Origin of the sequence: Pantoea latae (assembly GCF_002077695.1) — a bacterium.
GTDB classification, from domain to species: domain Bacteria; phylum Pseudomonadota; class Gammaproteobacteria; order Enterobacterales; family Enterobacteriaceae; genus Pantoea; species Pantoea latae.
On the sequence record NZ_MWUE01000033.1, the window covers coordinates 68,791 to 95,503 of the forward strand.

The 26,713-nt window shown below is 55.0% G+C and carries 29 protein-coding genes; 16 read left to right on the forward strand and 13 right to left on the reverse strand.

Annotation, left to right across the window (positions count from 1 at the left end; all coding sequences use genetic code 11):
* Positions 1-23: 23 nt before the first annotated feature.
* Positions 24-902 (reverse strand): reactive chlorine-specific transcriptional regulator RclR, encoded by an 879-nt coding sequence (gene rclR, locus B2J69_RS20155; protein ID WP_081141681.1) that lies wholly within the window; start codon positions 900-902, stop codon positions 24-26.
* Between the two features lie 151 nt (positions 903-1,053).
* Between rclR and rclA the strand changes: the two genes are divergently transcribed.
* From rclA to B2J69_RS20170, 3 genes are all read left to right on the forward strand, one after another.
* Complete coding sequence (gene rclA, locus B2J69_RS20160; RefSeq protein WP_081141684.1) at positions 1,054-2,385, forward strand: reactive chlorine resistance oxidoreductase RclA; 1,332 nt, start codon at positions 1,054-1,056, stop codon at positions 2,383-2,385.
* A gap of 337 nt (positions 2,386-2,722) precedes the next feature.
* Positions 2,723-3,259, forward strand: coding sequence for a carboxymuconolactone decarboxylase family protein (locus tag B2J69_RS20165; RefSeq protein ID WP_081141686.1), 537 nt, complete (start codon positions 2,723-2,725; stop codon positions 3,257-3,259).
* A gap of 90 nt (positions 3,260-3,349) precedes the next feature.
* Positions 3,350-3,772, forward strand: a complete 423-nt coding sequence (locus tag B2J69_RS20170) for a cupin domain-containing protein (protein ID WP_081141689.1) — start codon at positions 3,350-3,352, stop codon at positions 3,770-3,772.
* A gap of 709 nt (positions 3,773-4,481) precedes the next feature.
* Here the strand turns inward: B2J69_RS20170 and B2J69_RS20175 are convergent.
* The 5 genes from B2J69_RS20175 to B2J69_RS20195 all read right to left on the reverse strand — a co-directional run bounded on the left by B2J69_RS20175 (position 4,482) and on the right by B2J69_RS20195 (position 9,504).
* Positions 4,482-4,868: an acyl-CoA thioesterase gene (locus B2J69_RS20175; RefSeq protein WP_081141691.1), complete on the reverse strand. Its 387-nt coding sequence runs from the start codon at positions 4,866-4,868 to the stop codon at positions 4,482-4,484.
* Positions 4,869-4,915: 47 nt separating this feature from the next.
* Positions 4,916-6,115 carry a major royal jelly family protein gene (locus B2J69_RS20180; RefSeq protein ID WP_236722755.1) on the reverse strand — a complete coding sequence of 400 codons (1,200 nt, stop codon included), beginning with the start codon at positions 6,113-6,115 and terminating at the stop codon, positions 4,916-4,918.
* 58 nt (positions 6,116-6,173) lie between these two features.
* Positions 6,174-7,175 carry a zinc-binding alcohol dehydrogenase family protein gene (locus tag B2J69_RS20185; RefSeq protein ID WP_081141694.1) on the reverse strand — a complete coding sequence of 334 codons (1,002 nt, stop codon included), beginning with the start codon at positions 7,173-7,175 and terminating at the stop codon, positions 6,174-6,176.
* Between the two features lie 190 nt (positions 7,176-7,365).
* On the reverse strand, positions 7,366-8,220 hold the full coding sequence (locus B2J69_RS20190) for an N-acyl homoserine lactonase family protein (protein WP_081141697.1): 855 nt from the start codon (positions 8,218-8,220) through the stop codon (positions 7,366-7,368).
* A gap of 78 nt (positions 8,221-8,298) precedes the next feature.
* Positions 8,299-9,504 (reverse strand): MFS transporter, encoded by a 1,206-nt coding sequence (locus tag B2J69_RS20195; RefSeq protein ID WP_081141700.1) that lies wholly within the window; start codon positions 9,502-9,504, stop codon positions 8,299-8,301.
* A 157-nt stretch (positions 9,505-9,661) separates the two neighbouring features.
* Between B2J69_RS20195 and B2J69_RS20200 the strand changes: the two genes are divergently transcribed.
* Positions 9,662-10,216: a TetR/AcrR family transcriptional regulator gene (locus B2J69_RS20200; protein ID WP_081141702.1), complete on the forward strand. Its 555-nt coding sequence runs from the start codon at positions 9,662-9,664 to the stop codon at positions 10,214-10,216.
* A 48-nt stretch (positions 10,217-10,264) separates the two neighbouring features.
* Positions 10,265-11,230 carry a LysR family transcriptional regulator gene (locus tag B2J69_RS20205; protein WP_081141704.1) on the forward strand — a complete coding sequence of 322 codons (966 nt, stop codon included), beginning with the start codon at positions 10,265-10,267 and terminating at the stop codon, positions 11,228-11,230.
* Between the two features lie 43 nt (positions 11,231-11,273).
* On the opposite strand, the gene B2J69_RS20210 is transcribed toward B2J69_RS20205, so the two are convergent.
* Together B2J69_RS20210 and B2J69_RS20215 are read right to left on the reverse strand one after the other, a co-directional pair.
* On the reverse strand, positions 11,274-11,483 hold the full coding sequence (locus B2J69_RS20210; protein ID WP_048781015.1) for a YdgH/BhsA/McbA family protein: 210 nt from the start codon (positions 11,481-11,483) through the stop codon (positions 11,274-11,276).
* 458 nt (positions 11,484-11,941) lie between these two features.
* A complete protein-coding gene (locus B2J69_RS20215; protein WP_081141705.1) occupies positions 11,942-12,151 on the reverse strand; it encodes a YdgH/BhsA/McbA family protein in 210 nt (69 codons plus the stop codon).
* Positions 12,152-12,451: 300 nt separating this feature from the next.
* On the opposite strand from B2J69_RS20215, the gene B2J69_RS20220 reads away from it, so the two are divergent.
* The 4 genes from B2J69_RS20220 to B2J69_RS20235 all read left to right on the forward strand — a co-directional run bounded on the left by B2J69_RS20220 (position 12,452) and on the right by B2J69_RS20235 (position 16,418).
* Positions 12,452-13,390 (forward strand): GlxA family transcriptional regulator, encoded by a 939-nt coding sequence (locus B2J69_RS20220; protein WP_081141706.1) that lies wholly within the window; start codon positions 12,452-12,454, stop codon positions 13,388-13,390.
* A 150-nt stretch (positions 13,391-13,540) separates the two neighbouring features.
* Complete coding sequence (locus B2J69_RS20225) at positions 13,541-14,356, forward strand: SDR family NAD(P)-dependent oxidoreductase (RefSeq protein ID WP_081141707.1); 816 nt, start codon at positions 13,541-13,543, stop codon at positions 14,354-14,356.
* 53 nt (positions 14,357-14,409) lie between these two features.
* Positions 14,410-15,171, forward strand: a complete 762-nt coding sequence (locus tag B2J69_RS20230; RefSeq protein ID WP_081141708.1) for an SDR family oxidoreductase — start codon at positions 14,410-14,412, stop codon at positions 15,169-15,171.
* 44 nt (positions 15,172-15,215) lie between these two features.
* Entirely contained in the window at positions 15,216-16,418 is a 1,203-nt protein-coding gene (locus B2J69_RS20235) for an MFS transporter (protein WP_081141709.1), read from the forward strand.
* A 38-nt stretch (positions 16,419-16,456) separates the two neighbouring features.
* On the opposite strand, the gene B2J69_RS20240 is transcribed toward B2J69_RS20235, so the two are convergent.
* On the reverse strand, positions 16,457-17,014 hold the full coding sequence (locus tag B2J69_RS20240; protein WP_081141710.1) for a TetR family transcriptional regulator: 558 nt from the start codon (positions 17,012-17,014) through the stop codon (positions 16,457-16,459).
* 105 nt (positions 17,015-17,119) lie between these two features.
* Here B2J69_RS20240 and B2J69_RS20245 point away from each other — a divergent pair, with 105 nt between their 5' ends.
* Positions 17,120-17,956 (forward strand): SDR family oxidoreductase, encoded by an 837-nt coding sequence (locus B2J69_RS20245; RefSeq protein ID WP_081141713.1) that lies wholly within the window; start codon positions 17,120-17,122, stop codon positions 17,954-17,956.
* Positions 17,957-18,623: 667 nt separating this feature from the next.
* Here the strand turns inward: B2J69_RS20245 and B2J69_RS20250 are convergent.
* The 4 genes from B2J69_RS20250 to B2J69_RS23955 form a co-directional block, all read right to left on the reverse strand.
* On the reverse strand, positions 18,624-19,493 hold the full coding sequence (locus B2J69_RS20250; protein WP_081141716.1) for an AEC family transporter: 870 nt from the start codon (positions 19,491-19,493) through the stop codon (positions 18,624-18,626).
* A complete protein-coding gene (locus tag B2J69_RS20255) occupies positions 19,490-20,233 on the reverse strand; it encodes an FAD/NAD(P)-binding protein (RefSeq protein WP_081141719.1) in 744 nt (247 codons plus the stop codon). The genes B2J69_RS20250 and B2J69_RS20255 overlap by 4 nt, the downstream gene beginning before the upstream one ends.
* A 92-nt stretch (positions 20,234-20,325) precedes the next feature.
* Positions 20,326-20,937 carry an FAD/NAD(P)-binding protein gene (locus tag B2J69_RS20260; protein WP_081141722.1) on the reverse strand — a complete coding sequence of 204 codons (612 nt, stop codon included), beginning with the start codon at positions 20,935-20,937 and terminating at the stop codon, positions 20,326-20,328.
* Positions 20,938-21,237: 300 nt separating this feature from the next.
* A complete protein-coding gene (locus tag B2J69_RS23955) occupies positions 21,238-21,432 on the reverse strand; it encodes a hypothetical protein (protein WP_143806320.1) in 195 nt (64 codons plus the stop codon).
* 310 nt (positions 21,433-21,742) lie between these two features.
* Here B2J69_RS23955 and B2J69_RS20265 point away from each other — a divergent pair, with 310 nt between their 5' ends.
* The 6 genes from B2J69_RS20265 to B2J69_RS20290 all read left to right on the forward strand — a co-directional run bounded on the left by B2J69_RS20265 (position 21,743) and on the right by B2J69_RS20290 (position 26,615).
* Positions 21,743-22,150: a cell envelope integrity protein TolA gene (locus B2J69_RS20265; protein ID WP_094078543.1), complete on the forward strand. Its 408-nt coding sequence runs from the start codon at positions 21,743-21,745 to the stop codon at positions 22,148-22,150.
* 201 nt (positions 22,151-22,351) lie between these two features.
* Positions 22,352-22,732 carry a VOC family protein gene (locus tag B2J69_RS20270; protein WP_081141725.1) on the forward strand — a complete coding sequence of 127 codons (381 nt, stop codon included), beginning with the start codon at positions 22,352-22,354 and terminating at the stop codon, positions 22,730-22,732.
* 295 nt (positions 22,733-23,027) lie between these two features.
* The gene (locus tag B2J69_RS20275; RefSeq protein ID WP_081141728.1) at positions 23,028-23,489 is read left to right on the forward strand and encodes a DUF6130 family protein; all 462 of its coding nucleotides are present in this window, start codon (positions 23,028-23,030) and stop codon (positions 23,487-23,489) included.
* A 19-nt stretch (positions 23,490-23,508) separates the two neighbouring features.
* Positions 23,509-24,501, forward strand: a complete 993-nt coding sequence (locus B2J69_RS20280) for an alpha/beta fold hydrolase (protein ID WP_094078537.1) — start codon at positions 23,509-23,511, stop codon at positions 24,499-24,501.
* Positions 24,502-24,570: 69 nt separating this feature from the next.
* Positions 24,571-25,311, forward strand: coding sequence for a response regulator (locus tag B2J69_RS20285; RefSeq protein WP_081141731.1), 741 nt, complete (start codon positions 24,571-24,573; stop codon positions 25,309-25,311).
* Positions 25,308-26,615, forward strand: coding sequence for an ATP-binding protein (locus tag B2J69_RS20290; RefSeq protein WP_081141734.1), 1,308 nt, complete (start codon positions 25,308-25,310; stop codon positions 26,613-26,615). The genes B2J69_RS20285 and B2J69_RS20290 overlap by 4 nt, the downstream gene beginning before the upstream one ends.
* The last annotated feature ends 98 nt before the right edge of the window (positions 26,616-26,713 follow it).

Consider the following 26,713-nt stretch of genomic DNA (forward strand, 5'->3'; position numbering starts at 1 on the left):
CAGCGTCTGAAAAGCTTTAAGCATTATGCCCGAAAAAGCATCACATCCTCTTTCGCCAGCATTTCTGTTCGCCGGCGGTACTCGCCCGGTGTGCAGTCAAACTCCCGCAGAAAAGCTTTATGAAATGAAGACTCACTGGCATAGCCCACAGCCAGAGCAATATTGATTACCGGTGCGGAATCGCGCGCCAGTTGCTGAGCGGCCAGCTGCAGGCGAATAGAGGTCAGCACGGCAAGCGGCGTGGTTGCGCTCAGCTGGCGGAACAGCTGCGCAAAAGATGCGCGAGACATGAAAACGCGCTGTGCCATTTCTTCCACGGTCCACGGCCGTTCCGGCGCCTCGCACAGCTGGGCAATCAGCGTACCGACCCGAGGATGGAGTGCCAGGGCCAGCAGACTTTTATTCTGCAGCGTCTCAGAAAGGCCATTGCGAACAGCAAGGGTAAACATCGCGCTGATTTGATGACTGCGCAGCGCCTCGTCGCCCGGTGCATCGGCGGTATCACTTTGGGTAAGTAAAGGCAGAGCTGCGGCCAACCAGCGCGCTTCATGACTCTCCACCGCTGGCGCCAGCATCAGCACTTCCGGCAGCGCCGTAAGAAAAGCCTGAGCCGACGCGGGTAATTCGAGCATCCCGCATACCAGTTGCGTTGGCAACGTACTCTGTTGATAAAGGCGGTGCGCGGTATTTTGCGGCAGGAATAACACGCTGCCGGAAGAGAGCTCTATTTTCGTTGAGCCTGGCATATCCAGCATGACTGAACCACCGACCACGGTGTGCCAGCGCACCGAACACAGCTGCCCTGCCCGATGCGGCAGCTGCCATTCGCCACTCAGTACACAGTTTTTGTCGATGCTGCCCTGTGGGTTATGTAGTAACAGCAGGTGACTCAGTGGATCCATGCTCGTCCTCTGTTTTCCATTTCTCATTCTCAAATCGGGTATTTCAGACGCAAAGACAAAAAAGCCAGCGTTGCGGCGTAAAAGCGCGTCGCCGTCAATCGTAAGCTGATGGTGTTGACTATTTTTACAGCTTTTTAAACCGGAGAGCATTATGAACCATTATCAGGCAGCGATTATCGGATTTGGTAAAGCAGGCAAAACGCTGGCCGCCGCTCTTGGGCGTGCCGGCTGGCGCGTGGCGATCATTGAAAAATCAAAAGAGATGTATGGCGGCACCTGTATTAACGTCGGCTGTATTCCCACCAAGGCGCTGGTGCACGATGCGCAAACCACCGCCGACTTCAGTGAAGCGATGCAGCGCAAAACCGCTATAGTCGAGCTTTTACGTGAAAAAAATCACCTGAACCTGGCCAATATCGCGCAGGTTGAGGTGATTGATGGTCATGCGAAATTTATTGACCCTCATACGCTGAAAATCACCACCGAGCAGGGGAGCCATCAGCTCAGCGCCGATCGCATTTTCATTAATACCGGCGCCGAGGCGGTTATTCCGCAGATTGACGGCCTAATCCCCGGGCCACGCATTGTCGACAGCACCGGCATCCTGAATTTATCCAGCCTGCCAAAACGGCTGGCTATTCTGGGTGGGGGTTATATTGGCGTCGAGTTCGCTTCTGTTTTTGCCAGCTTCGGCAGTGAGGTCACCCTGTTTGAGACCTCATCGCAGTTTCTGGCGCGTGAGGATGCGGATATCAGCGCGGCGATAAAAACCATTCTGCAGGACCAGGGGGTAAAAATTGAGCTGAACACCAGCGTGCAGTCGGTTACCAGTGACGATAACAGCGTGACGCTCCATACGGGTCACGGCAATCGTCAGGCAGATGTATTACTGGTGGCAACCGGGCGCCGTCCGGCAACGCAGACCCTGAAACTGGAAAACGCTGATGTAACCACGGATACGCGTGGTGCCATCCTGGTTGATAAGCATCTGAAAACCTCAGTGGACCACATATGGGCGCTGGGTGATGTCACCGGTGGCCCGCAGTTTACCTACATTTCGCTGGATGATTTTCGCATTGTGCACGATCAGCTTCTGGGTAAAGGAAAGCGAACCACAGACGATCGCGTGAATATCCCCTATTCCGTATTTATGACGCCAACGCTGTCGCGCATCGGCCTCACGGAAACGCAGGCGCGTGAACAGGGCAGGAATTTTCAGGTGGTGTCACTGTCCGTGGCGGCCATTCCACGTGCTCGCGTTATTAACGATACGCGAGGCGTCCTGAAAGCGCTGGTAGACAATGACAGCAAAAAAATTCTTGGCGTGGCGCTGCTGGCAGCAGACTCTCATGAGGTGATCAATATTGTAAAAACCGTCATGGATGCGGGCTTGCCGTACACGGTGCTCAGGGATCAAATTTTCACGCATCCCACCATGAGTGAATCGCTTAATGACCTGTTCGGGCTGGTAAAACAGGCGTGAAGAAACGATAGGTGCCAGCAGCAGAAAGATGACCGGTGCGAACGCGCCGGTTTTTTTCAGGCGCGTCGCGACGCTATTCCCTCAACGCTAGCCGCTCTTTTTCCTCTTCAGGCCTGAGCCAGACTTTTGACTGTCAGAGTCTGATGCTGAGTCTTAAAAAAGCCTGGCGACCTCATCTCCATTTTATCTTTTCAAGATAAAGTCCTGACCCCGCCAGTCGCTTTTTCATCTCTTGCAGCCGCAGTACTGTACTCCTGAATTCAGCGCGACAGAGTCTGATAAGCCAAAAGACTCTGGCACCTGCTCCCCTACCCGTAGATAAAACAAGGAGTTGACTATGAGCCGTTTACATACCATCACAGAAAGCGACGCCACAGGCAAAACCGCCCAGCTGTTTGGCGCGATCAAAGGCAGCATGGGGAAAGTCCCCAATGCCTATCTGACCATCGGCAGCAACTCGCCTGACGTTCTGGGCCAGATGCTTCAGCTCAATGCCGCCCTGCACAAAGGCAGCCTGAGCGCCCGTGAGCTGGAGGCGATTAATCTGGCGGTTAGTGAAGAGTCGGGCTGCGACTATTGCCTGGCCGCTCATACGCTGATGGCTAAAAAGGCGGGTTACACCGACGAGCAGACGCTGGAACTGCGTGAAGCCCGCTTCAGCGGCGATGCGCGTATTGATGCGCTGGTGCAGTTCGTTCAGTATCTTGTTTCCACACGTGGAACGGTATCAGCCGATCGCGTTGCCTCTTTCCGCGAGGCCGGATTCAGCGATCAACAGGTTGTGGAAACCATTGGTGCCGTCAGCGCCATTCTGTTTACCAACATGGTGAACCGGGTAAACGACACCGTCGTTGACTTCCCTAAAGTGAGCTGATGCTCAGGACGCCAGTGGCGCAGAGGCGGGAAATAAAGCGCCGCTTCTGCTCCCTGCCCTTATCTCTGAACCCGTTAAGGAGAAACTGATATGACGAATATCACTGAGCAGAAATCAGCGCGCTTCAAACCGGCCGAAATCGCAAAAAACCTGCCGGAGTCGGCCAACACGATGCTGGCTGATATCTATTTAACCGACCGCCCGGATGCCAGCAGTCGTGTGTTCCGGGCTTACCGGGGTGTTCCCCCTCACTTTCATCGCGAATGCGATGAGTACCTGTACGTGCTTTCAGGCCGCGGAACGTTCTGGATGGAAGATGCGTCGACCGAGGCCGAGTTCGGACCCGGCGATATGCTTTTTTTCGAGCGCAACGTTGTGCACGCGCTTCCCGTTCTGCTGGAAGAACCCGTGATTTTCCTGACGCTGGACACGCCCTGCCGCTCACCCGGTGACGTTGTGTTTATCGACCCGGACGCCGGCTCTGCCGGTACATTTATGGACAGAAACCGCTGAATCTTCCTTTAGTGGTTATAGATTGTCGGCAAAAAGCCCCGTACGCAGCGCGTCGGGGCTTTTAACATTTCCCGGCGCCTTCACGCATACGGCAGGGCTGGCGCCTTTAGGGACTGACATGAGGAGAACCGTTCATCCCACACCTCTGTTTTAACCTCCAGGCTCGAAAGCTTTTCTGCAATCACCGGGGAGGCAAGCCTGATACGGTCTGAGTGAGCAAAACCATCAGCTGCCACAAACCCGCTCCCGGGTGAAACTGATGGAGCATATTACCTGCAGCAATGCCGACAAGCACCTGCTCTCTCTGATGAGGCCTGATTCAGGCGACTGTCTTTGTCCGCTGTGCCGGCGCCCACCTTCATGAGGTAACAGCTGATTATCGCCTCACATTACTTTTGGCGAAATGGCGACAGGGTAGGAAGGCAGGGCTGTCCGTGATTAGGGGAACGTTGCCTCTTCAGGCTGGTGTAAAACAGGGTGTTAAAACCCGGCTCAGAAAGAGCATTAGCGTATTAACGAACACCCTTTCACGGTCTGATGTATCTAATCCAGACGAAAGCCCTGATGGCCCAGGCAGAGATTTGCTTAAGGCTGAAAATTTTGCGGATGCTCTCGCAGGAAGTTATGGAAATCCGGGAAACCAGAGGAGGAGGCAGAAAACCCGGCGCATGTAAACTTCGTCACGGACACGCCGGGTCTGACGGCAATATCAGTAAGTTAACGCGTTTGTCACCGCTTCGGGCATAAATGGCCGGCCATTGAAAAGGCATGTGGCGGTGAAGGTCGCTTCAGCGCAGGTCACGCCTTCAACCCGGATTTGCTGGTAGAAATTCACGCGGTTGCGCTTCACATTTTTTTCCAGCTGGCAGGTCACCTCCATTCTGTCTCCCTTTTTCAGGCTCTGACGGAAACGCAGGGAGTACTCCAGCACCATATAAATGCGTCCCTGGCTGAACTCCTCTTCAATATCAATCCCCAGCGCTTCTTTCATGAAGGCGTGACGGGCCCACTCCATATAAAACGGGTAGTAAAGCCCATCGACCACCTCCTGAAAATCAATGTGGTCTTCATCAACGTCATATATTTTACTGAACATGCCTTCTCCTGATAGCGGGGGCCCCGGGCCCCCTGATGTAGAGTGATTTAGTGCGTTGGTGCGGGTGCTGCATTAATTTTGATGCGTAACAGGGCATAAGGCTTCTGGCGCAAATCCTTACCGCCGTGGAAGCCAGGCTGACGGTTCAGCTGATTCGTGGTGAAGTACAGGTAGCCATCCGGTCCGACGGACAGGGTATCCGGCCACAGAATCTCAGGACCGTGCGCAATGGTTGTCCACTCTCCGCCTGCCGGCAGCTTACGGATAGCATTACGCTCATAGTCACCGGCATAAACGGCTCCTTTCGCATCGCTTTCCAGGCCGTCTGACGCCCCTTTTTCACCCAGGTCCTTCACGGACGCCGAGAGCTGAGACTCTGTGACGGCCGGATCGCGAAGCAGCGCCGTGGAAACGGCATACAGATGACGCCCCGAGAGCGGGCTGTAGTAGAGCGTTTTACCGTCCGGAGAGATGGCAATGCCGTCGGAGGCCACGCTGAACGGCGCGGTTGTTCCATCCGCGTGACGCTGAAGCAGCGTTTCGCCCTCTACGACAGGTGAAAAGCCCGCCTCAGGTGACGTTGTGCGGTCGCCTTCCAGACGGCGCAGCGCTTTGCCGGTGTCCAGGTCAATGACGATAATCGCGCCAGTACCGGACAGTGAAGAGTCGGTCACGTACGCCACGCCGGCTTTACCGATGCGAAAATCAAAGCGCATATCGTTGACGTAGGTGGCGGGTTTGATCACGTCAGCCGGGAAAACAATGGTTTTCTCAACCTGATTTGTTTTCAGGTTAACCGCGACAAGCTTTGCGCCGCCTGCAACCGGTTTTGAAAAGCCCGGCGCGGCGGTATCGAGTATCCAGACCCGGCCCCGCCCGTCGGCCACCACGCTCTGTACGCTCAGCAAATGCGTACGGGGAGCAGAATTGTCAGCGATATTTATCGCGGCGTCCGGGTAGGGCACCAGCCGGTTCCCTTTTACCTCGGCCACGGTAAACGGAACGTCGTCACCCCAGCGCGGGAAATTCACAAAAATACGGCCCGTTTCGGTAACGGTGACCCCGGTCGGCATGGCGCCGCTGAACGTCGCCACCACTTCAGGTTTGCCAATTGCGCGGTCCTGAGCAAGCTCGCTGAGGGCAGGTAGCGCGTGGGCGTCTGCCGCAAGCGCATTCAGGGCATTGCTGCCAGCCGCCAGAGCCACAGACAGCGCTAACGCCGTTTTCATCATACGTGTTTTCATCATTGCATCTTCCTGAGATATTGAATGGGCCAGCCAGCCTGTGGCATGACTGGCAGGGAAATCAGAAACCTTCCAGCACGATTTTTCCGCGCGCCCGTCCGCTTTCGATAAAGGCGTGCGCCCGGCGAAGGTTTTCCGCGCTGATTTTTCCGTAGTGCTCACCTTTAGTGGTACGCAGGGTACCGTCCTCGATCAGGCGGCGTACGCTCTCCAGAATCTCGTTCTGGCGGATCATATCCGGCGTCTGAAACAGCGAGCGGGTGAACATTAGTTCCCAGTGCAGGGAAGCGGCCTTACGCTTGAGCGGTAAGGCATCCAGCGTTTCCGGATCGTCAATAACAGCCAGCCGGCCCTGAGGCGCCAGCGCTTCGACAATCTGCTGATAGTGTTTGTCGGTGTGCGTCAGGCTCGCGACGTAACGTACGGAAGAGACACCGATTTCACGCAGGCCCTCCAGCAGCGGACGGGAGTGATCGATGACGTCATGCGCGCCAAGCTCGCGCACCCATTCCGCCGTCTCCGCGCGGGAAGCGGTGCCGATAACGCGAAGACCGGTCAGCTTGCTGGCCAGCTGAGTGAGCACCGAACCCACGCCGCCGCCGGCACCAGTGATGAGAATGGCGTCGCCGTGTCCTTCCTTCACTTCAAGACGGTCGAACAACAGCTCCCAGGCGGTAAGGGAAGTGAGCGGGAGCGCAGCCGCGTCGACATCGCTCAGTGAAGCGGGCTTATGAGCGGCAATACGCTCGTCAACCAGACTGTATTCTGCATACGAGCCCGGGCGGACAATGGAGCCAGCGTAATAGACTTTGTCGCCAGGCCTGAACAGGGTGACGCTCTCACCGATAGCCTCCACTATGCCCACGGCGTCCCAGCCAAGAATGCGCGGCTGCGTCACAGGCGAGCCCGCACGAACTTTGGTATCCACCGGATTCACCGAAATCGCGCTGATTTTTACCAGCAGATCGTGCGCGTCCGGGCGAGGTTTCGGTAATTCAGTTTCGTAAAGAGACTGCGGACTGGTAACCGGTAATCCGTTCTGGCTGTAAACAATGGCTTTCATGTTGTGGTCCCCGTTTGTTATGGCGTGAGCAGTATCGCTGTCGATTCGTTGATGAGAGATTACGGGCTCAGCGCGTGCAGAAAAACGGGGGAAAACCATCAGCACTTTCACTCCTGCAGTGAAAGTAAGGTCCGCGCGGGCTCATCGATGGTTAAATGAAAAGCGGAGCCTGGCAGGCTCCGCGGAGACATTACAGCAATGTGTAGGCAGAAGAGTCAGTTACGCGGGCTTCGGGATTAGAGATCGCATTATGCAGGAGACCTATAACCCTGCCTCCCTGAACAAGTGCAGGCACATCATGGCTGGGCAGCATAAAGCGGACGCCGGCCAGGGCTTTTTTGATCGCGGTCTTCTCCTCAAGCGTCGACATTGCCCGGTTGCCGGTAATGGTCGGTTCGCCAGGGTTCAGGCTGTCGAGGAAGGGATCGATAAGACTGCCCTGCAGGTTGTACACCACATCGCCGCTGATATTGGCAATGCCCTCGGCGGTGTCCACCAGCACAGAAATTGAACCTGGCGTATGACCGCCGCTCAGGCGCACCGTCACCCCCGGGATAACCTCCTCTTCATAGCTACCGTCCACATCGAACAGGCGCAGCGCGCCTCTGGTATACAGGCGGTCAAGCAGATGGCGGGTATCTTCAAGCGCATACATTGCCGGCCCCATAATGCCGGAGGCCGCGAATGACAGCTCACGTCTCGACAGGCAAACCGTTGTGGTCATGGGAAAAAGATAATCCCCCCCTGCATGATCAACATGCGCATGCGTATGTATAACGTAGCGAATATCGGCAGGCTTCAGGCCATGCTGGGCAAGCAGCCATGTAAGGGTCATCTCGCGCGTCTGTTCAGCCTCAAATCCGAACTGACGGTAATATTCCGTTGAGCGCGAGCCGGTATCAACCAGCACCGGATACTCACCGCCGGTGATGAGGAAACCCAGCGTGGGGATCGTGGTTTTCACGCCCGCATCCTGAAATAACACCAGACCTGATTTATCGAGCGTAATATTGCCCAGGTTGAGCGGATAGATGTTTAAGGACATTGTATTCTCCTGAATTTCGGTAAAAGAAACCTGTAGCGCTGCATGACATCTCAGCGCCGGTGAGTGGTAAGAAACGTTTCAGATGTCGGCTGCAGAAAGCCGGTTTGTGCTGCGCAGCTGAAATAAACCAAGAATAATCAGCACTGCACAGATGAAAATAAGGATCAACGCGCCGGTGAACACCGCCACCGCCAGGTTCAGCTGTGTGGCCATTTTGCCGAGGACAACGGCGAGCCCGCCGGTAAAGAGATAGGCAAAAACGAACAGCATAGACATGGCGCTGCCGCGATCCGACTGCCGTGCCTCGCGCGCAATCAGGCCCAGCCCGCCAAAGGTCATAAAGGCATAGCCGGCGCCGGAGATAAGTGAGGCGCTGATAAAAAAAAACAGACTGTGTTCAGATACGGATATACACAGGCTGACCATACCCGTCGCGGAGACAATCGATCCCGTTATGACTGAACGGCGAGCCTCAATCTTTCTGGCAAGGCTTCCAGCGATCCCCAGCGCCACGGGAAAAAGTGCCAGCGCCACGCTGTTAATCCACGGGCTGGGTGAACCGATGAGCGAACGCGCAATCTGAGCGCCTACAGATGATATGAGCACCCCGTGGGTATAGGCTCCCGTTACCGCCAGCGCGGCATAGATGAAAGTGTGGCGCAGGTATACTGGCACGTCAGGGCGGGCCAGCAGTCTGGAAGGCATCCCCACAGGACGGTCGCCCGGGATGAACAGACAAAGAACGATCAGGACTATGAGCAGCGCAAAGAGAACATAAAAACTCAGGCGCGTAGGCACCGGTGCCCACGTGACCAGCGCCCCGGCCAGTAAAAGGGCAGCGGCGAACCCCACCGACTGCGCCCCGAGCGTCACCGCACCTGCGCGCGCTGAGCCGCCCTGACCGGCGTAATCTACCAGTGCCGCGGCCGAAGGCCCTGCTGATAATCCCACGCCTATTCCCATCATGACCCGCCCCGCCAACAGGACAGCTAGGCTGTCTGCAGCCGCAAACATCAGCACGCCCGCAGCAGAGCTGAGCAGGCCAGCGAGCATGACATATTTTCTGCCTGCTCTGTCAGACAGACCCGCAAACAGCAGCATCGTCACCACGACCGTCAGCGGATAAACGGCAAAAATCACCGTTACAAGAGTAAAGGACAGGTGCCATTGTGCGGCATAGAGCGGATAGATCATTGCGGGTGCTGCGCTGGTCCAGAGCGTATGGGCCACCACGGCGGCACTAATCCAGAAGGCATATCGGGCTGAAAGCGATTCGGTTTTCATGTTAGAACTCTGTTTTAAACTGTTCGTTTTAAAACTAGTCGTTAATGCCGGGAGAAAGCAAGCGGTTTTGAACCAATCAGTTTTTTATTTTTATCAGGCTGGTAATTTTTGCGGGTAAGATGCATATTAAAATGATTGGTTTAAAACGGAGGTTCTGATGGCCAGACCGAGGAAAATAAGCAATGAAGACGTTCTGAGTCGCGTTATTCCTGTCTTCTGGAAGAACGGGCTGGCTGGAACCAGCCTTGGCCAGCTTGAAGAAGCGACGGATATTAACCGCTCAAGCCTGTACGCAACCTTCTGCAGCAAAGAACAGCTTTTTGTCAGCGCGCTTGAACACTATGTCAGTAGCGCGCCTGCCCAGTTTCTGTTACAAAAACAGCCGTATGGCTGGCAAAATATTGAGCAGTTTCTGCTGGCTGCGCCGTTTAATAATCCTGCGTTTAACGGCTGCTTCATAATTAACTCCACGCGGGAAGTTGCCGTTCTGCCCGCAGCTGCGCTGGAGATCGTGCGCGACTTTCGCGGAGCGGTCATCGAACAGATACGGATGAATATCCCGGTACAAAAAAATGCCGGCGTAATGGCTGAAATTATCTGGTCTTTTCTGGTTGAGGCCTGTCTGGAAGCGAATGACAGACTTGAGCCGCAGGGCTGGCAGGCGCGCGTCACCGCCCTGCTTGGCTTTATCAGATCTTCTGATAGCCAGTAATGTCTTAGCCTGACCGGATCCGAATACGTTTTGCATTCTGGAGTCTGAATGATACGTCTTGAAGATGTTACGTTGTTCGTCCGTTCCGCCGCGCTGGGCAGCTTTTCCAGTGCAGCCCGTGAAGCCGATATTCTTCCGGGGCAGGTCAGTGCCGCCGTCAACCGCCTGGAGCGCGACCTGAATAAACGATTGTTTGCGCGATCCACGCGCAGCCTGCGCCTTACCGCAGAGGGAGAAACCTGGCTTCCTTATGCACAGGAAATGCTGACCATCTTGCAGGCAGGCGCCGAGCGCCTGCTGGGCAGTGAAGATGAAATGCAGGGTGAACTTAAAATTGCCATTCCGTCAGACATCGGGCGAAACATCATCCTGCCGGTGATCACCGCTTTCTGCGAAAAACATCCCAAAATATCCCTTCGCCTCTTTCTGTCCGATCAGGTCAGCGATGTTTTTCGCGATCCGGTGGATGTGGCCATCCGCTATGGCACGCTTGAAAACAGCAGTTATGTAGCGTTGCCGCTGGCCGAAGATAACCGGCGCGTGCTCACCGCTTCGCCCGCCTATATCAACAAACACGGCAGGCTGCAGCACCTTGATGATTTGCTCAGGCACCACTGTCTGCTCTATACCCTTAACGGGCACGCTTACGATAAATGGTCATTTCCAGAAAATGGCGTTCGGCGCCAGCTGACGGTAAGTAGCAGGATGTTGTGTGATGATGCCGATCTGGTGAGGCGTTGGGCTGTAGCGGGAATGGGCATTGCCTATAAATCATGGATAGATGTCAGCACCGATGTGCTGGCTGGCCGGCTGGAAGTGCTGCTTCCCGAACAACCTGGGGAAGCCGTGCCGTTAAATCTTATTTGCCCCCACCGTAAACAATTTTCGCCAGCGATCAGGGAGCTGCACGGCCTGCTGCGCGAACATCTCAAGTCTATTACGGCGTTAATGCGTACCCATCCGGCTTTCGTGCTGGGAACGCAGTCTGTATCAGCCGCCAACCAGAGCGCCTGAATTAAAAGGGCCATTTCACTGAAATGGCCCTTCCCGACTCAACTTATTTATGCAGCGTCGCCGTCATGTGTACCTGATTACCTGAATAGCTTTCGGTAATTTTATAAGTGGCTCCTGCTTTCTGAGCCTGCTGCGCAATATGAGATTCAGCGTCATCAATTGTCGAACCTGTCGCAGTAATGCTTTGCGCGAAACCAGCGAATGAAACAGCAGTAAGAGCGATTGCAATCAGTGCGGATTTTACAGTTTTCATTTTTCATTTCCTTTAAAAGTAGTCGTGATGTCAGGTCAGTGTTTTAAGGTAGCCTTTTAATTCGACCGCCTTGTATGAGTTAAATATTAATAAACACTCCCGTAATGAAAAAGAGACTTTTTCGGGAAAGACTTTCACGTGTGGAATGAAGATAAGCTGGAGTTACCTTACCTGCTTCAGCTCTTAAATAACTATTTCTGATAAAAGCAAAAGGTTAAGCGCAGGCCCAGGCTGATTTTGAGTATAAAAATTTTTAATCAGGCAAATAAAAACACACAACTTGTTGATAGATAATGATTTATAGGTATTCTCTTGACGGAAAACTTGTCAATGATGTCACTGCTGAAGGAGCGAGACGGGTTTATAGCGGCGATTTCTTGAAAGGCTTAAATAAAAGAATGACATGTGAAATATAAAAAAGGCCACTCAGATAAATGGCCATTTTCATCGTTTTATATTTACTTAATCAGCTCTGCCGTCATGTGGAACTGGTTTCCGGCATAGCTTTCGGTAATTTTATAATCAGAGCCTGCTTTTTTAGCCTGCTGCGCAATTTGTGACTCCGCTTCATCCAGCGTCGAACCCGTTGCGGTCACACTCTTAGCAAAGCTGCCAAATGAAATGGCGGTCAGGGCGGCAATAATCAGAGCAGATTTTACAGTTTTCATTTTCATTTCCTTAATCAGTGATTGAGATGTTCAGGGTTATTTATCAGGGCAGCCGGTTATTTCCGCTGCCTTGTGTGAAATGAATAATAGTGCGGACATCTGCTGTAAAACAGGTGCAATAACAGCAAACACTTTCACGTGAAAAGTGAAGATAGAAAGTCCGGTTCTGCAGGAGGATTGACGCACACTTAAAAAGTCAGTACGTGAAGCGTCTTATTCAGGGTATTGTTAATGCTCAACGTTTTCAGCGATACCGGCAACCCAGACGGTTCCGGCGCCAGGCTGTAACAGGAGAATATGATGCATCGGGTAGGCTTACTGATTTCTGATTACTTTCAGGTTTTAGGGTTGTCCACGCTGAGTATCTTTGAGTTCGCCAATCAGGTTAAGGGTGAACCTTTCTATGATTGCGCGGTTTACTCTGAAAGGGGTGGATCCGTTTTATCTTCGTACGGCTTCAGCGTCGACAGCAAACCGCTTGATGCGGACGCGCCCGTTGATACCTGGCTTATCGCCGGGGTGCTGACGCCGGTTGAACTGCCGGCAACGCCCGGCGTGGTGACCTTTTTGCAGACCCATGCGCTGAAAGCGCGCCGCGTGGCCGGTATCTGTACCGGCGCCTTTGTGCTGGGCCAGGCGGGACTGCTTGCGCAGCGCCGCGCCACCACCCACTGGATCCACGCGCAGACCCTGAAAACGATGCACCCCACCACCCGGGTGGAGGAAGATCGCATTTTCATCATCGATGACCACGTCTGGACGTCCGCCGGCTTAACCGCCGGTCTCGATATGGCGCTGGGCATGGTGGAGAAGGATCTGGGAACAGAGGTCGCGCGCAGCGTGGCGCATCTGCTGGTCATGCACCACCGCCGCTCAGGTGGGCAGACCCAGCATTCGGAGATGCTGATGCTCTCGCCGCGCAGCGATCGCCTGCAGTCTGCGCTGGAATACGCGCGCAAAAACCTCAGCAAGCCTTTAACCATTGAAGAAATGGCGGATGCGGTGCACGTCAGCGCGCGCCAGCTCAGCCGTCTGTTCCGCTCTGAAACCGGCAAGTCGCCGGCGAAAGCGGTGGAGGCGTTGCGTCTCGAAAATGCCAGGCTGCTGATTGAGCAGAGCAGGCTGTCAATGGAAGTGATTGCGCGTGAGTCAGGATTTCGCGACCGGCGACACATGCGCGAGGTCTTTATGCGTGGCTATGGCATTCCGCCGCAGTCTATACGCACCGGAAAAGCCTGACGCCCCCGCCTCTTTTCCTGCTTCTTCCATCATGATGTCCATTAATCCGGCCATCATGATGTCCTGAAACACACCCTTTCTTGTCAGCCGCGCCTGTGCGTGGCTGCGTACTATGAATTCACCAACCCGATAACTGACAAGGTGAACATCATGACGCAGCAGACACACACCGACCGCGGCACCGCCGTTGTCACCGGCGCCTCCACCGGCATGGGCGCACTTTACGCCGGCCGCCTGGCACGCATGGGCTATGACCTGATTATCGTGGCACGTAACCACAATCGCCTGAACCAGCTGGCAGAGCATATCACTACCGACAGCGGCCGCAGCGTCGAGGTTGTCGCGGCTGACCTGGCCGATTCCGCCCAGCTTGCCAGAGTGGAAGAAAAGCTGCGTCAGGACGCCAGCATCACGCTGCTGGTTAACAATGCCGGCATCGGCACCTACACGCCGCTGCTGCAGAGCAGCGCAGAGCAGATGACCGCCATGATCAACCTGAACGTCACGGCTCTGACCCGCCTGACCTACGCCGTGGTACCCGGATTTGTTGACCGCGGACGCGGCGCCGTCATCAATATTGCCTCTATCGTCAGCGTCGCGCCCGAGTTGCTGAACGGCGTCTACGGCGGCACTAAGGCCTTTGTTCTGGCATTTACGCAGTCGCTGCATCACGAACTGGCCAGCAAAGGCGTTCAGGTGCAGGCCGTACTACCTGGCGCCACCGCCACGCCTTTCTGGGATAACGGCGGCCTGCCTGTCGGGCAGCTCGACCCGAAAATCGTGATGAGCGCACAGGAGATGGTGGATGCCGCCCTGACCGGCTTTGCCCGCGGCGAGCTGATCACCATTCCGTCCCTGCAGGACGAAACCCTGTGGACCAGTTACGAGCAGGCGCGCCAGGCGATGATCCCGCACCTTGGCAGCGACGCACCGGCTCCACGCTATCAGCCTGTTTCTGTGCACTGATTTACCCTGACGGCTCAATAACCTTACAACTCATTATCTGAAGGAATATGACCATGAAACTGACTAACAACACTGTCTTCATCACCGGCGGCACCTCTGGCATCGGCCGCGCAATGGCAGAAAAATTTCATCAGCTGGGTAACCAGGTGATTATCTCCGGACGCCGTGAGGCGCTGCTGAAGGAGGTGACCGCTGCCAGCCCGGGCATGGATTATGTGGTGCTGGACGTGACGAGCGCCGACAGCATTAAAACCGCCGCGCAGAGCGTGCTGGCGCGCTATCCGGCGCTGAACGTGGTGATCAACAACGCCGGCATCATGCCTTTCGACAACGCGGCCGGCGAGCTGGACGATGCGCAGGCGGTCACCCTGCTGGATACCAATATTCTTGGGCCGGTGCGCGTCAGTGCCGCCTTTATCGAACACCTGAAACAGCAGCCTGACGCGGTGCTGATCAACAACAGCTCAGTGCTGGCGTTTCTGCCCCTGGCAACCAACGCGCTCTACTCCGCCACCAAGGCCGCCATTCACTCTTATACCCTGTCTCAGCGTTTCCTACTGCGCGACAGCGGCGTACAGGTGATTGAAATTTCTCCGCCATGGGTTGATACCGACCTGATTTACAAGAGCGGTGATCCGCGCGCCATGCCACTGGAAGACTTTATTCGCGAAACCTTTGACAAGCTCGGCACCGACACCATCGAAGCCATTGTCGATCGCGTGCTGCCGGTGCGCGATAACCCGGGCGCAGACGAGCATACACTGGTGAACCAGTTCAACCAGTCCGTGGCGGATAACCCAATCCCTGTTCAGTAACATCATCAGGGGCCTCAGGCCCCTGCTCTATCTGGAGCTGAATCATGAACGCTGCTATCACGTCTTCCCAGCGCCGCGCCTTACGCGCACTAAGCATCGCTTACTTTGTACAGGCTACCGGTGCGCTGTCTGTCGCCGGCAGCCTGCCTGCTATCTCTGCTGCCTGGCAGCTGACTGATGCGCAGAGCGCGCGCTTACTGAGTATATTCGGCCTGACCTTTGCGCTCGCCGCCCCGCTGGTTCAGGTCATATTTGGCCATCTGCGCCGTCGCCAGCTGGTACTCACGGGCATCGGGCTGTTTGGTCTGGGCGCCTTCGCTTTTGCGCTGTCTCCGGCCTACGGTGCGCTGGTTGCCTCCCGCATACTAATGGGCGTAGGTGCAGGGTTTATCGGCCCGGTGCTGGTTGCGCTAGGTTCTGAACTGGTACATGAACAACAGCGCGGGCGGGCTATCGGCATGGTGTTACTCGGGGTGTCGATGGCGAGCCTGGCCGGTATTCCGCTTGCCGCGTGGATTGCTGGCATGTGGGGGGCGAAGGCATTGTTTTTACTTGTCGGACTGGTGAGCCTGCTGAGCGGGCTGAACGTCCTGCTGACGGTGCCGGATGAAAGTGTGGGTTCGCGTATCCGGCTCACCGAGATGGCGGGCGTGCTGTCTGAGGGGAAATACCTGACGGCCTTCCTGGTGGTATTTTTCATCACCTCCGGGGTCTACAGCTTTTACTCTTTTATCGCCCCGCTTATCCGCGACACCTATGCCGGCGGCACGCATGCGGTCTCTGCGGCGCTGGCGGTGCTGGGCGTAGCCGGGGTGCTGGGAAACCTCTGGGTCACCCGAGCGGCCACACGCTTTACATCTGAAAAGCTGCTGCTGACGGGCATGATACTGCTCATCACAGATACGGCGCTAATTGCCCTGCTGCCGAAAGCGCTGGGGGTGCTGCTTGCGGCGCTGGTCTTCTGGGCCTTTGCCACAGACCTGCTCTGGCCCAGCCAGCAGCGCAGGATCGTTGAACTGTCGTCTACCCGGCATCGCGGCATTGCGCTGGCGTTGACCAGTGCCTTTATGTTCGGGGGCATAGGCTTTGGCTCAGCGGTGGCCTCCTGGATTTATCCGGTGGCAGGATTTTACGGGCTGGCCGGGATGTCGGTGGCCTTCATTGTACTGGCGCTGGTCAGCCTGCAGCTGTCCGAGAAACTCAGGAAGCCCGTAGCGACTGCTGAGCCATGTCAGAGTGAAGCCTGACGGGCAATCCTCCCGGTACCGCTTGCCGGGAGGCGCGTTTATTCCGATCGGATCATTTTTTCAATCATGCGCTGCAGCATATTTCTGATGTCATCGGCCGGCATGTTATCGCAGAACGTCCCAAACGGACTGGCGGCGGACCACGCGGTAGACAGCGCAATGATGGTAATCAGCAGAAACGCCGGCGGAAAGGCTTCGCTCACCTGCCCGGCGGCCTGCGCCTGCTGAAGGGCTGCTATCTTGCTGTCAAAAGAGGCATTTCTGCCGCTGATGCCCGTGGCGCGCTGCTCAAGCGAATACCAGGCCATCAGCCTCATAATGCGCGGATGGCTCTGCGCAAAGTCGAAAACATCTGACGCATAGCCGGCGAGGTCGTCGGGCCTGAACGGCAAGCGGTCATATACCGCTGTCAGGTGTGTCTCCAGCACGGTCTGAAATAAAGTCTCTTTGTTTTCAAAGTAGATATAAATCAGGTTTTTGTTGAAACCTGCCGTCCGGGCTATACGCTCAATCCTCGCCCCCGCAATGCCCCAGGTGGCAAATTCGTCCGTTGCGGCTTCCAGGATTTTTGCCCGACTCGCCTCAGCATCTCTCATCTCTTTTCCCTGTACCGTTAAATCTTGGCTCAGTTTACTGATTGACTAACCGGTTAGACAGTTATAAATTCACAACTAACTAAACGGTTAGTTATAAGGGTGAGCATGTCTAATAAAACGTGGTTTATCACTGGTATCAGCAGCGGTCTTGGCTTGGCGATAACCAGGCAACTTCTGCTGCAGGGCGATCGGGTTATCGGAACGGTCCGCAGTCATCAACCCGTTAAGGCACTGGCTGCAGAGTACCCTGACACTCTGAGCGTGCTTAAACTCGATCTTTCACATACGGATTCCGTTGAAGCTATGGTCAATCAAGCTTTCCGGGATGCAGGGCGCATCGATGTTGTTGTGAACAACGCAGGATATGGACTGTTCGGACCCGCAGAGGGCCTGAGTACTGAACAAATAAAACACCAGCTTGACACCAATCTGCTCGGCCCTGTGCTGGTGACCAGAGCTGCGCTTCCTTTCCTGCGCCAGCAGGGGGGAGGGAAAATAATTGCGATTTCCTCTTACGGCGGCCAGGCGACACATCCAGGAGCATCGCTTTATCACGCCAGCAAGTGGGGGCTGGAGGGATTCTTTGAGTCACTGGCCAAAGAAGTCGTGTCGTTCGGCATCTCGGTCAACATAGTGGAGCCGGGGTCGGCGCGCACGGCGTTCCGGAGTACCGCAGGCGAGCAAATGGGGGCGCTTCCGGATGCCTACAGAGACACGCCGCTGGGGCAGATGCTGGGTCGTTTAAACGATAACGGATATACCGCCAAAGGCGCACCTGAAAAGATGGCCAGCATGATCTTAAAACTTACTGCAATGGAATCGGCCCCTCTGCGCCTTGTTCTGGGAAGCGATGCCTACGCCTTTATGGAAACTGCATTAGAAGAGCGCCTCATCAGTCTTCGAGAGCAGCAGATTCAGGCCCCTGCCAGTGATACTGAATAGCTATATTACCTAGCGAAAGCTGGTTTAAACATTACTGGCCATAAAAGGTACCTTCGTCAGCAGAGCTGTGTCCGGTCCCTCAGAATTGCTGCGGTTATTCTGGCACGGAACGTCCGCTATTCGCTCATAGCGGACCTTGTCTTGTGCGCATGTCTGCTCTGTGCCAAAAGCGGACTCCCATCGTCGCAAATCACTGGCAGGCAAAGGTTGCATAGCGAGGTACAAGCAGCGCGGCTTTTTTCTGTCCGTAGTATTTGCATTGTTAGACGCCGCTGCTCGCATGGCTTGGCGCCCGTCATTTTTACACGCAGCGCCTTCGAAAATATTCATTTATTCGCTGGTAACGAGCATCTTGCCCAGGCTGTTTATCAGCTTGTACGATTTGATTTAGGCATTGCCCCAACGCCTGGATCAACCGGGATAAAGTAAGGCGTAACGCGCATTAACGTCATCCCGATGACTTCTGCTTATGTGATAGGGACATGACGACCGTTTATCTTCTCAAAGCGGAGCGTTGGAGGCTCGGTATCCAGAATGGCCACTGCCTTTTGCCTCGCCTTTCACACATTGAGTTCAGACTGAAAGCTGCGCTCACAGGCCCGGAAGACGTTGGGTAACCCCTGTAGTTTTGGCAAACCCCTCAAGCTTGAGAGAGTGAGGCGGCCCGCTATCCCCACGCCCTGAACCCGAGAATAACGGCCGCATAGAGGCTTATTGCGATTATGCTGACGCAGGTCCCGCAGGTAATAGGTCTTGCCGATTTACCTGTGCCCAGGTAGTGCGTTTCCAGCACAATGATATTGGCCGCGGGTGGCAGCAGGCAGAACAGATACAACGTCTCCGGGTTCTCTGCGATGAGCCTGAAATTGAGTGAACTAGCCAGGAGCAGCAGCAGCGAAACCAGAACGGCCATAACGACAGACTTGAGCAGAAACGGCTTAATCTCACGCAGGAGATCGCTTGCCGAGAGCCTGATTTTCGACAGCCAGATTCCCAGCACCGCCATGCCCAGAAAACTCATCATAAACTTCGAAACGCTATAGAGTTCGGTCCCCCAGAGGCTGACATCCTGACCGAAAGGGATGAGTATCGCACCGGCAAACAAGGCCAGCACAGGGGGTGTCTGAACCAGTTTCAGAAGATTAAATCGGCTGCCTGACAGCATACCTGCACCCACTGAATTCCCCACGATGGAGCTGCCGACGTAGGCGGCAATGATGATAGTAGAAGCATCATTGCCAAACAGTGCACTGGCAACAGGAAGCCCCAGCCACCCAATGTTGAGATAGCTGAAGCACAGGCTTTTCACCGGATCACACATAATCCGCTGGCAAACTACCAGCATGGCCAGCATAAACATCGCTGTTGCAATAATGATGGTACTCATACTGCCAAAGCGGGTGGATATGTTGAAAATAATCACAACAGGTATCGCGATACGCGTTAATACCCACGATGCCGCCGTTTTGAAATCCAGCGAGGTTTTGCCCACGAGCCAGCCAGCGAAAAGATAAATCAGAGGAAAGAAAATACTCACGATTCTTCCTTTATGTCTGCCGAACAGAATTTTACGGCCCATTGTTTGGCCCAGGTCTCCGCACAGCGTGCGTTAAACCAGAAGGCATTGGTCGAGAACAGGCTTCCTTTACTGAGCGGCCCGATATTAAACAGGCCATTCACCTTACGGTTATTAACCTGGCACTGGAAAATCAGCGGGTCGGTATTGATGCCGCCACAGGGTTGTCCTTCAATCAGCGACTGGCTCAGCAGGTCCTGTAACAATGGGTGTGTCGTTTGGCCAATATCAAGCCTGCCTCCCGTTGCATCCCAAAAATGACGGAATGAAAGCGTTTCTGACCGGGTTTGCAACACATAACGGCTGTCAGTCTGTTCCGGAGCAGCAAGCGCCTGATGAAACCTTACCCTCTCATGAGCAGAAGCCTCGATTAGTTCACCAAACACCTCCTGAGGTACCGGATGACGCCAGGCGGCCCACACCGCACCGTACATTTTCATAAATCGCAGCTTTTGTTCGGATGTGAATGCGTTCCAGAGCTTGTGCATATACGGCCGCGTTGAAACCAGAACATCCTGCCAGGGCAGATCACAGTTCTCCGCACGCGTAAGCAGCATGCGGAAATACTCGGTCTGCCGCTCCTCACGTAACAGCTTCATAGCAGGCCGGAATTCCCCTTTTTCTCTGAGAAGGTAAAACTCTTTTCGAAGGAGACGGGAGAATACGTTCAGCATGTCTTCACTTTCCGCAGTGGCAGACATGATTTTACGCCAGGTCAGGTGAACGGGTGTATAGCGGTTACTGCTCGTAAGGCAGGTCGGAACATAACCGCTGCGTGAAAAGAGATGGATTTTCACCTGACTTTTGCCAAACGCATAGCGAAACGCATCAACGGCCGTGAGACCGCTACCGGCGATGAGCAGCGGCGCAGCAGAAGACTGATCGAACTGCGTATAATGCGAAATAAAACCAGGCTTTCCGGCGAACGCCGGAAAGGCGCTTTCAGATAATGCCCCAGGCACATCACAACGTTACGGGCGAAGATTGAGTTTCCGCTGTCATCGCACAGGGAGAACGATGCTCCCTGCTTCCTGATGCTCACCACGCTGTGGTGGAATTCATCAATTTTCAGTATCCCGGCCTGCTTAACGTCACGGTAAGTCTGGCGGATAAAATCTGAGTATCTGAGGCGCGATGGCCAGCGTTCACGGGAGTTAAAGGTGGAATGCAACCAGTGACCAAACAGTTCTGGTTCAGTTGCCGTCACTGACATCAACCCCGGCGGGGTATTGACCTTGTGTATGGCATCAGCATCACCAAACGCTTTTCCTTTTGCAAAGCTGGCAGGGGGGTTGAAAACGGCAATTCGCGGCTGAGCCGTTCTGATGTTATAAATTTCATCCTGTAGCTGGCTGAGTAAACTGGTTCCTGTCGCCCCCAGCCCTACAACTGCAACGTCATACATGACCAATACGTCCTGTTAATCATTTGAAGTGCTTATATAACAACAGCCGCGGATAAAGGTAAACAAATCTCATTTAATGTAAAGTTATATAAGTATATCACGTAACTTGTTAATATAAATCATAATAAAAGCAGCGCAGAAAGTATCGACTGTAATAATCTTGTATTTCGGAGTTTCGCAGTGCGCCCGCTATTGATAAATTTTAACTCCTTAATGAGTTCCTTCGCAGGGCCTCACAGCCAGTGACTCAGTGCCATTCAGTGAGCTTTCATGGTCAATGTCATGCGATTAAGAGCGCAGCTAAACTGAAAAAGCAGATTGAAGTTTTTGCTCTGTATCCTGCCGGTTAACTGAAACTTTCTCCCATGCAGTATCATCACAGTATGCCGGGCAAAATGAGGGAGGTGCGCCAGCCAAAGTGGTGAAATCGGTAATGAGTTTGTGATCGCTCTGTAAGATCGCCTTTTTCGGGCCATTGGCCTGATGCTCAGCCATGTTGATTCAGCATAGTAATACGTCAGCATCACCGAATCTGGACTGCCAGGGTTCGCCATCAGACCCCAACCGCCAGGCCCGAAACGCAGCCCTTTGCGGTTTGGCGTAGCTTGTCAGCCAGCCGGCCAGAGCTGACGACCCGGCTTGCCGGGAGCCGGTGTTAACCGGGGATTAGTTGAGAATAATGACCGCTTTGTGCCAGAAGCGGACGTAAAATTGCTAGTGCAATTAATTAGTGGTTAAAAAGATGGCATAATGAAGTAAGAATGTGCCCATATTGCTGAGGTTTAAAGGGATTAAGGGGCAAAAAATGGAATTGTCTAAAACCGTAAACAAAATCGTTATGCTAACCATTATTGTCAGCCTGGTCGCGGGATGCGCGCCGTTGCATCCTTCCGAATGCCATAAGACCACAGCTACAGGTAATTGCAGTTCAGGGCGCTGGGATGATCAGGATGAATGGGGTGCGCAAGCACGGGCAATCAGGGCGGCAATAAATAACAAACTTGATGTGTCACAGAACTGGAAGGGGAAAAAATGCAGGTTGCATATTGAATTTGCTCAGGATGGTACGGCTTTAAATATATCAACCAGCAATGGTAATAAAGCCTATTGCGAAGCGATTGAATCAGCAGCCCATAAAGCTAATTTCCCGGCCTTCAACAATCCAGAAGTCTACAGAGATTTTCAAAAATCTGGCTTTAATATGGGCGGATAGCAAGTCAACGCCTATCTAAATGTCCACTTTTCGCTCATAGCGGACTTTGTCCCGCACACATGTCAGTTCTCTTCCAGAAGCGAAAGTTGTTGTTTTGGATTCATCAATGCGACTAGTGGCGTTCGATTGTGTTAAAAAGTTGTTTCAAAGCAGTTATGTCAGCAACTTAATGGAACAGAAATTAGAATGCAAAAATGATGCATGGGTTATGTGGCCATCGTGGTCGACGACTATGACTGCGCAATTCAGTACTATACCGACAAGCTGGGCTTTACGCTGGTAGAAGACACGCCGCAACCGGGTAAGCGCTGGGTCGTTGTGACGCCCAATCCGGATAGCGACTGTAATCTTCTCCTGGCACGTGCTTCAAACGAGCGACAGGAAGGCTTTATCGGCAACCAGTGCGGTGGGCGGGTATTCCTGTTCCTGCAGACCGACGACTTCTGGCGCGACTTTAACGCCATGAAGGAAAAGGGTGTTAACTTCTGCCAGGAACCGCGAGAGGAGGAGTACGGGATGGTCGTTGTGTTTGAGGACATCTACGGCAACCGCTGGGATCTTTATCAGAATAAGAAAAATTAAAGCTCCGAGGGCCAGGTTTTTAACACGTAACCGGTGCTGATGCCACGTCCGCTTTTCGCTCAAAGCGGACTTTCCCTCATAGATACCTTTGGTAGACCCCGGCTGCGCAACGGTGCGCCAACAAGCCCTGGCTAAATTTTATCGACCGCCTTTGTGAGCTTCATTAGTTTTGTATCACACTGTATCCGCCGGCTGAACACATACACCCCGTTGCACAACCCGCCGTTTTGCACATATCCCCTCTACATTGCCGTGTTCTTCTTTACGCATCACATCACTGCGTGGAGAGACCCCGATGTTAACCCGACTGTTGATTTCATCTTTGCTGATGGGCGCTTCGGCAACCTGTGCCTGGGCCGACAGGCTCGGCGACCTGAGCGCCGGCGCTGTGCTGGGGCCGGCTGCCGTCGCGCCGCTGGAAACCCCACAGCCTCCGGCGAAATTGATTGTGGATGCGCCGCTGGCCGGCCCGCTGCGCAAAGGCGCGGTGTTTATTCAGTACCGGGCCGAGAATCTACGTATCGAGCCGATATTTGGCCCAAAGGCGCTGAACATCACCCCGCGCGTTGGGCATATTCACGTGATTGTTGATGACAATCCGTGGCACTGGGCAGACACCAGCGGTGAACCCGTCATCCTGGTCGGGCTGCCCGCCGGGAGACACAAGGTGACCCTTATTCTGGCCGATCCTACCCATAAGCCGCTCGACAGCAAAACCGTCACCTTCACCGTACCCGAGCATGCCGCACATCACTAACACATTGAGGAACACCGCTATGAACGCTTTTTTTCGTCCGTCACTGCTGGCCGCACTGGCGCTGAGCGCCGCGACCTCTGCCTTCGCTGCCTCGTCAGAAACCGACTATGCCGCCGCATTTAGTCATATTCATCAGGTCAAAGCCGGTGTGCTTAACGTCGGTTATGTCGATATTGGTCCTCGCGACGGGCAGCCCATTATTCTGCTGCACGGCTGGCCCTACGATATCCAGAGTTATGCCACGGTAGCGCCGAAGCTGGCGGCCAAAGGCTATCGCGTTATCGTGCCCTGGCTTCGCGGCTACGGCAGCACGCGCTTTATCTCAGACAGCACGCCGCGCAACGGTCAGCCGTCTGCCATGGCGGCAGATGTGGTGGGGCTGATGGATGCGCTCAACATCAAACAGGCCGTCTTTGGCGGATTTGACTGGGGCGCACGCACGGCTGATATCGTTGCCGCGCTCTGGCCCGAACGTGTGAAGTCCCTGGTGTCCGTCAGCGGCTACCTGATCAGCAGCCAGACGCTGGGCCAAAAACCGCTGCCGCCGAAGGCGGAACTGCAGTGGTGGTATCAGTTCTACTTCGCCACAGAGCGTGGCCGCCAGGGCTATGCGCAAAACACCCATGATTTTGCCCGCCTGATCTGGCAGCAGGCCTCACCCGGCTGGACATTCAGCGAGGCGACCTTTAATCAATCCGCGAAAGCGCTGGATAACCCGGATCAGGTGGCCATCACGATTAGCAATTATCGCTGGCGTCTGGGTCTGGAAAAAGGCGAGCAAAAATATGATGCTTATGAGAAAAAGTTAGCGACGCTGCCGGTGATTAGCGTGCCCACCATCACCATTGAGGGCGATAATAACGGCGCGCCTCATCCGGCTCCAGAAGCATACCGGGCAAAATTCAGCGGAAAATATGAACACCGGACCTTCACCGGTCATATCGGGCACAATCCGCCGGCTGAAGATCCAGAAGCGTTTGTCAAAGCCATCACGGATGCCGCGGCCATGTAACGGCACTCTTATATACAGGATCGACTCTCACGATCGCTGCTGGCGTATGTCGCAGAAAAGGAGGATGTTTTGGAACACATCGATCACATTCTGGTCGTTGACGATGACCGCGATATACGCGAGCTGGTCACCCACTACCTGGAAAAGTCCGGCTACCGCGCAACCGGTGCCGCTAACGGACGTGAGATGCGTGCGGTGCTGGCGTCGCAGCATATCGATTTAGTGGTGCTGGATATCATGATGCCGGGAGACGACGGCCTGACCCTCTGCCGCCAGTTGCGCAGCGACACGCAGCGTAATCTGCCGGTGCTGATGCTGACCGCGCGCAGCGAGGAGACCGATCGTATTCTCGGACTGGAGATGGGCGCGGATGATTATCTGATTAAGCCTTTTGTTGCGCGCGAGCTACTGGCGCGCATCAAAGCGATCCTGCGCCGCACCCGGGCGCTGCCGCCTAATTTACAGATTACAGAAGCCGGACGTCTTATTGCGTTTGGCGAGTGGCAGCTTGATACCTCTGCGCGCCATCTGATTGACAGCAGTGGCGTCATCGTGGCGCTGAGCGGCGCCGAATACCGTCTGCTGCGTGTATTTCTCGACCATCCGCAGCGCGTGCTCAACCGCGATCAACTACTGAACCTGACTCAGGGGCGCGATGCCGAGCTGTTCGAACGCTCTGTCGACCTGCTGGTCAGCCGACTGCGTCAGCGGCTGCGTGAAGATGCGCGCGAGCCGGCTTACATCAAAACGGTGCGCAGCGAAGGCTATGTGCTGGCCGCGTCGGTGGTGATTAAAGAGGCGTATGAATGACGCTCTGGCCGCGCTCGCTGCTGTCGCGCCTGCTGATTATTGTGCTTGGCGGATTGCTGCTGGCCAACGCCTCCACGCTGGTCAGCCTGATGATAGAGCGAATGAGCAGCGCCAAAACCGTTATGCTGGGCAACCTTGAATATGATGTGGCGACCAGCGTGGCGATCCTGGATCGTTTGCCTGCAGCGGAACGTCCTCAATGGCTGGCCAAGCTGGCGCGCGGCAACTACCGATATCAGCTGTCGCCAGGCGAGCCGGGGCCTTATCCCAGCAGCTGGCGGGCACGCGACGCGGTGCGCTCCTTACAGGAGACGCTGGGCGGACGTTACCAGATGAGCCTCCACGCCATCCCTGGTCCGCGCGAGCATATTCAGATGCACCTGACGCTTCATGATGGCGCCCCGCTGACGCTCGACCTCTGGCCACGCATGCCTGCCATCGCGCGCTGGCTGCCGCTGGTGCTGACGGGTCAGCTGCTGCTGCTGCTTTTCTGCGCCTGGCTGGCTGTACGCCAGGTGGTACGCCCTTTTATGCGCTTCACCCAGGCGGTCGATGCGCTGACGCCAACCGCCAGCACGCCGTTGATGGCAGAGAACGGCCCGGCGGAAGTGCAGCAGGCGGCTCGCGCGTTTAATGCCATGCAGACGCGTATACAGGATCACCTGAAAGCGCGCGCGCAGATCCTGGCAGCCATTTCTCACGACCTGCAAACTCCCATCACTCGCATGAAGCTACGCGTGGAGATGGCAGAACAGCCAGAGCTGCGCGACAAGCTGCTGAGCGATCTCGACCATATGAGCCAGCTGGTGCGAGAGGGTATCGCCTATGCGCGCTCTTCTGAGGTACGAGAGGAGAAGCGGCAGAACGTCAGCCTGAATGCGTTTCTCGACAGCGTAGCCTGCGACTATCAGGATATCGGCAAAGCGGTGACGTTTATGCCCTGCAGCGGACAGGATACCTTTGCCATCCGGCCGCAGGCGTTGCACCGTATCATGACCAATCTTATCGACAATGCCCTGAAGTTTGGTGGCGAAGCGGAGATCCAGCTTTGCGCGCCCCATGAGGAGAGCGTCACGATTCACGTTCTGGATAACGGGCCTGGCATACCCGAAGCGGAGCTGAAGGCGGTGCTGGAGCCGTTTTACCGCGTGGAAAGCTCGCGCAACCGCCACACCGGCGGAACCGGACTGGGGCTGGCGATTGCCGCCCAGCTGGTCGGCCAGATGTCCGGCACGCTGCGCCTCAGCAATCGCCCCGAGGGCGGGCTCGATGCGTGCGTCACGCTGCGACAAACCGATTTGTAGCCTTTTGTATCCCCCGGTCGGTTACACATACAAACCGACAAAACTGGCAATAGCGGAAACAGGCTGAACACATGCGGTGGGTTTAATAAAGGTACTGC

What these genes read in the sequence shown, in the direction of transcription:
- B2J69_RS20200 (WP_081141702.1), top strand. Translation starts at nt 9,662, where the DNA reads ATGGCCAGACCGAGGAAAATAAGCAATGAAGACGTTCTGAGTCGCGTT.
- B2J69_RS20290 (WP_081141734.1), top strand. Translation starts at nt 25,308, where the DNA reads ATGACGCTCTGGCCGCGCTCGCTGCTGTCGCGCCTGCTGATTATTGTG.
- B2J69_RS20185 (WP_081141694.1), bottom strand. Translation starts at nt 7,175, where the DNA reads ATGAAAGCCATTGTTTACAGCCAGAACGGATTACCGGTTACCAGTCCG.
- B2J69_RS20220 (WP_081141706.1), top strand. Translation starts at nt 12,452, where the DNA reads ATGCATCGGGTAGGCTTACTGATTTCTGATTACTTTCAGGTTTTAGGG.
- B2J69_RS20270 (WP_081141725.1), top strand. Translation starts at nt 22,352, where the DNA reads ATGGGTTATGTGGCCATCGTGGTCGACGACTATGACTGCGCAATTCAG.
- B2J69_RS20165 (WP_081141686.1), top strand. Translation starts at nt 2,723, where the DNA reads ATGAGCCGTTTACATACCATCACAGAAAGCGACGCCACAGGCAAAACC.
- B2J69_RS20205 (WP_081141704.1), top strand. Translation starts at nt 10,265, where the DNA reads ATGATACGTCTTGAAGATGTTACGTTGTTCGTCCGTTCCGCCGCGCTG.
- B2J69_RS20180 (WP_236722755.1), bottom strand. Translation starts at nt 6,115, where the DNA reads ATGATGAAAACACGTATGATGAAAACGGCGTTAGCGCTGTCTGTGGCT.
- B2J69_RS20235 (WP_081141709.1), top strand. Translation starts at nt 15,216, where the DNA reads ATGAACGCTGCTATCACGTCTTCCCAGCGCCGCGCCTTACGCGCACTA.
- B2J69_RS20255 (WP_081141719.1), bottom strand. Translation starts at nt 20,233, where the DNA reads ATGTCTGCCACTGCGGAAAGTGAAGACATGCTGAACGTATTCTCCCGT.
- B2J69_RS20170 (WP_081141689.1), top strand. Translation starts at nt 3,350, where the DNA reads ATGACGAATATCACTGAGCAGAAATCAGCGCGCTTCAAACCGGCCGAA.
- B2J69_RS20280 (WP_094078537.1), top strand. Translation starts at nt 23,509, where the DNA reads ATGAACGCTTTTTTTCGTCCGTCACTGCTGGCCGCACTGGCGCTGAGC.
- B2J69_RS20210 (WP_048781015.1), bottom strand. Translation starts at nt 11,483, where the DNA reads ATGAAAACTGTAAAATCCGCACTGATTGCAATCGCTCTTACTGCTGTT.
- B2J69_RS23955 (WP_143806320.1), bottom strand. Translation starts at nt 21,432, where the DNA reads ATGGCTGAGCATCAGGCCAATGGCCCGAAAAAGGCGATCTTACAGAGC.
- B2J69_RS20240 (WP_081141710.1), bottom strand. Translation starts at nt 17,014, where the DNA reads ATGAGAGATGCTGAGGCGAGTCGGGCAAAAATCCTGGAAGCCGCAACG.
- B2J69_RS20245 (WP_081141713.1), top strand. Translation starts at nt 17,120, where the DNA reads ATGTCTAATAAAACGTGGTTTATCACTGGTATCAGCAGCGGTCTTGGC.
- B2J69_RS20275 (WP_081141728.1), top strand. Translation starts at nt 23,028, where the DNA reads ATGTTAACCCGACTGTTGATTTCATCTTTGCTGATGGGCGCTTCGGCA.
- B2J69_RS20225 (WP_081141707.1), top strand. Translation starts at nt 13,541, where the DNA reads ATGACGCAGCAGACACACACCGACCGCGGCACCGCCGTTGTCACCGGC.
- B2J69_RS20265 (WP_094078543.1), top strand. Translation starts at nt 21,743, where the DNA reads ATGGAATTGTCTAAAACCGTAAACAAAATCGTTATGCTAACCATTATT.
- rclA (WP_081141684.1), top strand. Translation starts at nt 1,054, where the DNA reads ATGAACCATTATCAGGCAGCGATTATCGGATTTGGTAAAGCAGGCAAA.
- B2J69_RS20195 (WP_081141700.1), bottom strand. Translation starts at nt 9,504, where the DNA reads ATGAAAACCGAATCGCTTTCAGCCCGATATGCCTTCTGGATTAGTGCC.
- B2J69_RS20260 (WP_081141722.1), bottom strand. Translation starts at nt 20,937, where the DNA reads ATGTATGACGTTGCAGTTGTAGGGCTGGGGGCGACAGGAACCAGTTTA.
- B2J69_RS20230 (WP_081141708.1), top strand. Translation starts at nt 14,410, where the DNA reads ATGAAACTGACTAACAACACTGTCTTCATCACCGGCGGCACCTCTGGC.
- B2J69_RS20175 (WP_081141691.1), bottom strand. Translation starts at nt 4,868, where the DNA reads ATGTTCAGTAAAATATATGACGTTGATGAAGACCACATTGATTTTCAG.
- rclR (WP_081141681.1), bottom strand. Translation starts at nt 902, where the DNA reads ATGGATCCACTGAGTCACCTGCTGTTACTACATAACCCACAGGGCAGC.
- B2J69_RS20215 (WP_081141705.1), bottom strand. Translation starts at nt 12,151, where the DNA reads ATGAAAACTGTAAAATCTGCTCTGATTATTGCCGCCCTGACCGCCATT.
- B2J69_RS20190 (WP_081141697.1), bottom strand. Translation starts at nt 8,220, where the DNA reads ATGTCCTTAAACATCTATCCGCTCAACCTGGGCAATATTACGCTCGAT.